The organism is Micromonospora sp. MW-13, assembly GCF_003434305.1.
Lineage (GTDB): Bacteria > Actinomycetota > Actinomycetes > Mycobacteriales > Micromonosporaceae > Micromonospora.
Genome location: NZ_QKKX01000042.1, coordinates 62,836 through 69,190, shown reverse-complemented (window position 1 = coordinate 69,190; position 6,355 = coordinate 62,836). Strand labels below are relative to the sequence as shown.

Annotated in this window: 8 protein-coding genes; 5 read left to right on the top strand and 3 right to left on the bottom strand. The window is 71.5% G+C overall.

The window, feature by feature from the left end; genetic code table 11:
* Nucleotides 1-212: 212 nt before the first annotated feature.
* Together C5N14_RS33305 and C5N14_RS33300 are read right to left on the bottom strand one after the other, a co-directional pair.
* Nucleotides 213-506, bottom strand: coding sequence for a hypothetical protein (locus C5N14_RS33305; RefSeq protein WP_243639849.1), 294 nt, complete (start codon nucleotides 504-506; stop codon nucleotides 213-215).
* Complete coding sequence (locus C5N14_RS33300) at nucleotides 479-736, bottom strand: hypothetical protein (protein ID WP_243639848.1); 258 nt, start codon at nucleotides 734-736, stop codon at nucleotides 479-481. The genes C5N14_RS33305 and C5N14_RS33300 overlap by 28 nt, the downstream gene beginning before the upstream one ends.
* Nucleotides 737-883: 147 nt before the next feature.
* Here C5N14_RS33300 and C5N14_RS20515 point away from each other — a divergent pair, with 147 nt between their 5' ends.
* From C5N14_RS20515 to C5N14_RS20505, 3 genes are all read left to right on the top strand, one after another.
* A complete protein-coding gene (locus C5N14_RS20515) occupies nucleotides 884-1,732 on the top strand; it encodes a DUF5753 domain-containing protein (protein WP_117669748.1) in 849 nt (282 codons plus the stop codon).
* A 23-nt stretch (nucleotides 1,733-1,755) separates the two neighbouring features.
* Nucleotides 1,756-1,959 (top strand): DUF397 domain-containing protein, encoded by a 204-nt coding sequence (locus C5N14_RS20510; RefSeq protein WP_117669739.1) that lies wholly within the window; start codon nucleotides 1,756-1,758, stop codon nucleotides 1,957-1,959.
* Nucleotides 1,960-2,024: 65 nt separating this feature from the next.
* Nucleotides 2,025-2,927, top strand: coding sequence for a hypothetical protein (locus tag C5N14_RS20505; protein ID WP_117669738.1), 903 nt, complete (start codon nucleotides 2,025-2,027; stop codon nucleotides 2,925-2,927).
* Between the two features lie 33 nt (nucleotides 2,928-2,960).
* Here the strand turns inward: C5N14_RS20505 and C5N14_RS20500 are convergent, their stop codons facing one another.
* Nucleotides 2,961-3,962 (bottom strand): hypothetical protein, encoded by a 1,002-nt coding sequence (locus C5N14_RS20500; protein WP_243639846.1) that lies wholly within the window; start codon nucleotides 3,960-3,962, stop codon nucleotides 2,961-2,963.
* Nucleotides 3,963-4,449: 487 nt separating this feature from the next.
* Between C5N14_RS20500 and rapZ the strand changes: the two genes are divergently transcribed.
* Both rapZ and yvcK read left to right on the top strand, forming a co-directional pair.
* Complete coding sequence (rapZ, locus tag C5N14_RS20495) at nucleotides 4,450-5,370, top strand: RNase adapter RapZ (protein ID WP_117669737.1); 921 nt, start codon at nucleotides 4,450-4,452, stop codon at nucleotides 5,368-5,370.
* Nucleotides 5,367-6,347: a uridine diphosphate-N-acetylglucosamine-binding protein YvcK gene (gene yvcK / locus C5N14_RS20490; protein ID WP_117669736.1), complete on the top strand. Its 981-nt coding sequence runs from the start codon at nucleotides 5,367-5,369 to the stop codon at nucleotides 6,345-6,347. The genes rapZ and yvcK overlap by 4 nt, the downstream gene beginning before the upstream one ends.
* The last annotated feature ends 8 nt before the right edge of the window (nucleotides 6,348-6,355 follow it).

Below are 6,355 nucleotides of genomic sequence, written 5' to 3'. Positions count from 1 at the left end.
ACCGACGGTGATGACGTGAACGATTCAGCTCCATAGGCACCGCCGCCCACGTCATCGACCGCCGCCCACAGTCCCGCCTGGGTCACCGTTTCCCCGCCGGCCGGGGACCGCACCCACGACCAGGCAATGGCCCTGCCCCGCGTCACCCCAGGGCGGTGCAGATCAGCCCGCCGAGCCTGGTCGACGTCCTCGACCAGGATCGGTCGGGCCTGTCACCGCTCCGCCACGCCGTCCCCGTCGCCCCAGCAGAGCCCGCCGATGCCGGCCGCGCTGTGGAAGCCGGGGTGCCCGGTGACGTCCATGCAGGCCTCGTTGTCGGGGCCGATCCGTCCGCAGAAGACCGGCTCCACGTGGTTCCAGGCGTCGGCCCGGGACAGCAGCGCGGCGCTCGCGGCCAGCTCGGGGCGCAGGATCGTGAGCCCTTCCGTGTAGACGACCGCCTGGTCCCGGGCCTCCCGCAGGTCGGTCGCCAGGTAGGTCAGGTGCAGCGTCCAGCGGCGGGGCATCTCGTACGCCCCGGCGGGCGGCCCGTTGCGCCCCGACCGCCGCTCGCGCTCGTCGTGTAGCGGGTGACCAGGGAGTTGACGTACGAGGAGAGGGCGTCGGGCTTCGCCAGCGCGTGCGCGATGGCGGCCCGGACCCGCTCGGACACGTCGGCACCGTCGAGCACGGCGGCCAGGTCGTGGTGGAAGTCGGACTCGGGCTGCTCCCACCGCGGCGATCGATTGCCAGTCACCGGCACTGCCTCTCCGTAAGCGAGTGATTGCTAAGAGACTGGACTACTTGGGCTGGAAACGCAACGTTGTACTTTTCTCTGACGAGTGCTTGATCTTCGGTTGCTCTTCGGCGAGGATTGACTACTCGCAGTGGAGGTGAGGTGGAGATGGCGCAGGTGCCAAGTCCGACGATCAGAGCCCGCCGTCTCCGGCGTGAGTTGCGTCGGCTGCGGGACCGCACCGGACACACAGCCGAGGAGGTGGCCAAGATCCTCGGCTGGCACCGGACCAAGGTCATCCGCTTCGAACTCGGGCACTCCCGGGTGATGCCCAAGGACATGCCGCCGCTGCTCGACCTCTACGACGCCTCTGAGGAGGAGCGGGAGTCGCTGACCGCGCTGCTGCGGCAGTCCCGACAGAAGGGTTGGTGGAGCGCGTACGGCGACGTGCTGCCGGACGACTACGTCGGCTTCGAGGCCGAGGCCGCAGCGATCAGCACGTTCGAGAGTCTGTACGTGCCCGGCCTGTTGCAGACGGAGGAGTACGTCCGCGCGATCGTCAGGGCGGGGCGCAGTACCGCCGATCAGGACGAGATCGATCGGCGCGTAGCGGCTCGCCTCGGCCGCAAGGTCCTGCTCTCGCGAGACGCGCCGCCGAGGTTGTGGTTGGTGCTCGATGAGGCATCCGTCCGCCGAGTTGTGGGTGGCCCGAAGGTGATGCGAGCGCAGCTCGCGCGTTTGATCGAAGCTTGCGAGCTGCCTACCGTCGAGATCCAGATCCTTCCCTTCGCTGCTGGCGCACACGCAGCCATGGGCGGCCCGTTCACCCTGCTCGACTATGCCGATCCGGCTTTGGACCCCACCGTCGTCTATCTCGACAACGACTCCAGCACGCTCCTGCTGGAGGAGGAGAGGCATGTCGCCCGATATAGACTCATGTTCGATCACCTCATGGCCAAGGCACTCGACCCTGACGAGTCGGCTGGCTTCCTGGCCCGGGTGGCTGATGAGTACTGACTAGCACTCAAGGAGCCTGACCGATGACTGCTCCGGTCGTTCACGCAGGGAAGTGGCGGAAGAGCAGCCGGAGCAGCGCAAGCGGCTCCAACTGTGTCGAGGTGGCCGAGCTGACCGACGCGTTGGCCGTCCGGGACTCCAAGGACCCGGAGGGGCCTGCGCTCCTCTTCGATCGGGACGCCTGGTCGTCGTTCGTCGTCGGCCTTCGGCGCGGCCCGCTCGACTGACGCCCTGGCGAGTTGGTCGCCGCCCTGATGTCGGCGGCATCACCCACGCCCGGTTAGATGGCCGGATGGCGGTACGCATCGACATCGAAGCCCTCCGGGACGCGGCCGGGTTCGTCGCCTGTGAAGCGGCGGACAAGTTCCAGGCAGCCGGTCAGCCGGTGGAGATCATGGCGGTCGGCGGGGGAGCGTCCTGCGTGATCCGGGAGGCCGGGCAGCCGCCGTACGAGGTCTGGGTGGGGGTCACGGCGGACGGCTTCACCACCGAGTGCGACTGCCCAGCCGGTGCGGACCTGTGCGGGCACGCGGTGGCCCTCACCGCCGCTGCCCTGGCAGACGGACTGGCGTGGTCCTCGGCGGCCACCCCGCCGTCAGCCGTGGAAATCGACCCCGGGCTCGCCGGGCTGGCCGAACTCGCGCGCAGCATCCCCGCCCGGCGGCTGGCGTTGCTGGTCGCCGAGTGGGCGGCCACGGATCGCGTGTTGGAGAACAGGCTGCTGGCGTACACGGGCCGGCTATCAACCCTCACCGCCGCAGAGCTGGATGACGCCCGCCGGACCATCGACAACATCGCCCATGAGGCAACCAGCGGTGATCGTTGGGACCTGCACGACGTCGAGAAGGCCGGCCGGGCGCTCGTCGAAGAGGTGCGGGTGCTGGCCGAGCGGCCGGCGACGGAGGGAACCCTGCTGGTGGTCGAGCGGGCCGCCCGCGCCTGGGACGGCCTTGCGGGTTACCTCTACGACGCCTGGGAGACGTACGAGGACGAGCCGGGCGAGATCGGCGGCGCGTTGCGGGCGGCCCACGTCCAGCTCTGCGAGCAGGTGCAGCCGGACCCCGACGAACTGGCCGCCCGGCTGGCCGAGATCATCGGATCAGCCGAGGTCGACTCCTGCCTTGACGAGCCGTGGGACTACCTCGGCGTGCTCGGCCGTGACCGCGTCAAGACGCTGCGGAACCGCCGCTGGTGATCGGGACACGGTCACCAGCGGCGGTGTCGCGGGTCAGGCCCAGGGGGCCAGCGGGTACCAGGGGATGATCTCGCGGCGGGCGAGCAGCCGTACGTCCCAGTAGAGGAACGTGAACGCGCCGGCGACGATGAACGCGACCGCGGTCAGCACCGCCAGGCGGGTCGGCCGCTCGGTGAACCACCGTTGCAGGCGGGAGCCGGCGAGCCAGGCCATCAGCAGGAACAGCACCGCCATGATGACGATGTTGCCGAGGGACTGGAGCGTGAACGCCGCCGCCCCGTACAGCGGGTTGCCGCTCTCCGCGGCGTCGCGGAACATCTGCCGGAACAGCGCGAACGGCCGACCGATCAGGAAGCCGGCGATCAGCGCGCCCATGAAGATCATCGGGGCGTTGGGGTAGCGGCGGGCGATCCGGGCGAAGGGGTCCCGCACCACGCCGATCGAGGCCAGCCCGAGATAGACCATCACCAGCCCGATCACGCCGAAGACGACCATCGACTGGATGCTCCTCGGCGACAGGCCGCCGGGCGTGGTGGGGGCGGTGGAGAACTGCGGCATCGAGGTGCCGACGATGCCGACGATCGCGCCGTAGACGGCCGACACCGCGATCATGCCCACCGACATCCAGCCCAGCGGCTTCAGCGGCTGGACGAGTCTGCTGAACCTGCTCCCGGTGGTGGTGCCGGTCAGCGGGGCGAGGGCACCGAAGGCGGCGATGTTGCAGGCGGTGAACGTGCCGGCGATCCCGGAGACGAAGGCGAACACGATGCCCGCCGCGATCCCCTGGATCGGCGTCTCCTTGGCGTCATGGCCGAGGAGGGTGTTGGCGACGTTGTCGCCGATGGTCTGGTCCACGAACTCCGCCGACCAGATCACGGTCAGCAGGAAACCGCCGAGCACGCTGAGCAGGACGATCAGCGCCCGCCGCCGGGGGAAGTGCCCGTTGACGAAGGTGGACGTCCCCTCCCGCCCGGCGTCAGGCCGGATCTCGACCGGCACCCTGGGCCGTCGGGGGGAATTGTGGGTCTGCGTCACGCTGCGCTCCTCACGCTGGGGGGACGAGACCCGGGCGCGGGCGCGGCGGCGACACTGGCGACGACGCCCGGACCGGGAGGCCGGTGACCGCCGGCCGCGTGGACGCGCCCGCCAACCCGCTGCACGCAGTTGATTTACACGGATCAATGTCCAACCGCAGTGTGGCGGGACTTTCGCCGACTGACTTCTTCCATCGTGCCCAATTGCCCGCCCCGCCGCCCCCGTTTCCGCGATCTTGCATTTACGGACGTCGATATGCCCCTCCTGCGCTCTTTGCCCGGGCCGTAAGTGCAAGATCAGCGCGGCGCGGCGCGGGCGGCGCGGCGCGGGCGGCGCGGCGCGGGCGGGGCGTGGGTCAGCGCGGGGTGGAGTGGGGTGGAGTGGGGGTTGGGCGGGGTGCGCCGGCTGGTGGGGGGTGGCGGGATAGAGTCGCAGATCGGCCATGCCCGGTCGTCTCGACCGTGGCTCACCCGTGGGGAGTAGAGCAGTGAACGAGGCGCGGACGCCCGAGGCTCCGACCGGCGGCCCGACACCGGCGGTGTCGGAGTCGGAGACCACCCTGGTCGTGGTGACCGGCGTGTCCGGCGGGGGCCGCAGCACCGTGGCGCGGGCGCTGGAGAACGTCGGCTACTACGTGGTCGACAATCTGCCCCAGGCGCTGATGCTCGACATGGCCGAGCTGGCCGTCAAGGCCGGCGGCGCGGCCCGGCGTACCGCGATGGTGCTGGACGTGCGCTCGCGCGCCTTCTCCACCGACCTGGTCGGGGCGATCCGGGAGCTGAAGGACCGGGGCTTCTCGCCCCGGGTGGTCTTCGTCGACGCCGACGACGAGGTGCTGATCCGCCGGTTCGAGAGCGTCCGGCGCTCGCACCCGTTGCAGGGCGACGGGCGGCTCGCCGACGGCATCGCCGTGGAGCGGGGCCTGCTGGAGGAGGCCCGGGACCAGGCCGACGTGATCATCGACACCAGCCACCTGAACGTCAACCAGCTCCGCCGCCGGATCGAGGAGCTGTTCGGCGGCGAGGACAGCCGCCGGCTGCGGGTCACCGTGCTCTCCTTCGGCTTCAAGTACGGCCTCCCGCCCGACGCCGACTTCGTCCTCGACGCCCGGTTCCTGCCGAACCCGTACTGGGTGCCCGAGTTGCGCGAGCACACCGGCCGGGAGGAGGCCGTCAGCGCGTACGTGCTCGGCCAGGAGGGCGCGGAGGCCTTCGTCGGCGCGTACGCGGACCTGGTCAACGCCACCACCGTCGGCTTCGAGCGGGAGGGCAAGCGCTACCTCACCGTGGCGGTCGGCTGCACCGGCGGCAAGCACCGCAGCGTCGCCATCGCCGAGGAGTTGGCCGCCCGGCTGCGCCACGCCGGCCTCGCCGCCAAGGCCCAGCACCGCGACCTGGGGCGGGAATGACGCCGACGCGGGTGGTCGCGTTCGGCGGCGGGCACGGCCTGTCGGTGTCCCTGCGGGCGCTGCGCCGCTGCGCGCCCGAGCTCGACCTGGACATCACCGCCGTGGTCACCGTCGGCGACGACGGCGGTTCCAGCGGCCGGCTGCGGGCCCGGCGCGGCGGGCTGCCGCCGGGCGACCTGCGTCAGGCGTTGGTGGCCCTCGCCGGCGACCACCCGGCCACCCGGCGCAGTGCGGGGCTCTTTCAGCACCGCTTCGCCGGCACCCCCGGTGACCCGCCGGACACCGAAGACGGGCTGGCCGGGCACGCGGTCGGCAACCTGGTCCTGTGCGGGCTGATCGAGCTGCTCGGCGACCCGGTCACCGCCCTGGAGCACGCCGGGGCGATGCTCGGCGCGGTGGGCCGGGTGCTGCCGATGTCCCGCCAGCCGGTCGGCATCGAGGCCCGGGTGCGCGGCGCCGACCCGGCCTGCCCGGACGAGGTGCGCACGGTGCGCGGGCAGCACCAGGTGGCGGTCACCACCGGGCGGGTGGAGTCGCTCCGGCTCACCCCGGCCACCCCGGCGGCCTGCGCGGAGGTCGTGGCGGCCACCGCCGAGGCGGACTGGTTGATCTTCGGACCGGGTAGCTGGTACACCAGCGTGCTGCCGCACCTGCTGGTGCCGGGGCTGGCCGCCGCCATCGTGGACAGCCCGGCCCGTCGGCTGGTCACCCTCAACCTGGCGGCGGAGAAGGAGACCCTCGGGCTCTCCCTGGCCGACCATCTGGACACCCTGCGGCACTATCTGCCCGAGTTGATGGTGGACGCCGTGCTGGCGGACTCCAAGGCGGTGGGCGATCCCGGGCCCGTCGAGCGTGCGGCAGAATCGCTTGGTGCCCGGCTGGTCCTCGCCCCGGTCGCCGTCACCGACGGCGAGCCCCGTCACGATCCGGCCGCCCTGGGCGCCGCGCTGGTGCCTGTCCTGGGCGCCGATCGTTAAGCACGTAC

What these genes read in the sequence shown, in the direction of transcription:
- C5N14_RS33305 (WP_243639849.1), bottom strand. Translation starts at nt 506, where the DNA reads ATGCCCCGCCGCTGGACGCTGCACCTGACCTACCTGGCGACCGACCTG.
- C5N14_RS20515 (WP_117669748.1), top strand. Translation starts at nt 884, where the DNA reads ATGGCGCAGGTGCCAAGTCCGACGATCAGAGCCCGCCGTCTCCGGCGT.
- C5N14_RS20510 (WP_117669739.1), top strand. Translation starts at nt 1,756, where the DNA reads ATGACTGCTCCGGTCGTTCACGCAGGGAAGTGGCGGAAGAGCAGCCGG.
- C5N14_RS20505 (WP_117669738.1), top strand. Translation starts at nt 2,025, where the DNA reads ATGGCGGTACGCATCGACATCGAAGCCCTCCGGGACGCGGCCGGGTTC.
- yvcK (WP_117669736.1), top strand. Translation starts at nt 5,367, where the DNA reads ATGACGCCGACGCGGGTGGTCGCGTTCGGCGGCGGGCACGGCCTGTCG.